Annotated in this window: 1 protein-coding gene; it reads right to left on the bottom strand. The window is 67.1% G+C overall.

The window, feature by feature from the left end; genetic code table 11:
- A partial coding sequence (locus JI667_RS22385) for an FMN-binding negative transcriptional regulator (protein WP_206858735.1) occupies positions 1-252 on the bottom strand: 252 nt, incomplete at both ends.

The raw sequence follows: 252 nt of genomic DNA, 5'->3' as shown, positions 1-252 counted from the left end.
ATAATTCCACGTGGGCACGGCCTTATGCGTCTCGGCCTTGGACGGATACCAGTTCGGGCTGACATAGGCGTCGCCTGCGCGGAAGATCGCCAGCACCGGGGCGCCGTCGGGAAGAAGGGCGTGCACCGGATTGGCGCGCGCGACATGGCCCACGAACCCCTCGCCCTCACGCAGAAGCGGCAGGTGATTGGCGTCAAGCCCGTCGCCTGTCTGCGCCACAAGTGCCGCGAGCGGACAGGCATGGAACAGCCG

Source organism: Bacillus sp. NTK074B, from assembly GCF_017303375.1.
Taxonomy (GTDB): domain Bacteria; phylum Bacillota; class Bacilli; order Bacillales; family Bacillaceae_B; genus Rossellomorea.
The sequence above is the reverse complement of the archived record's forward strand: the minus strand, read 5'-3'. Positions and strand labels throughout refer to the sequence as shown.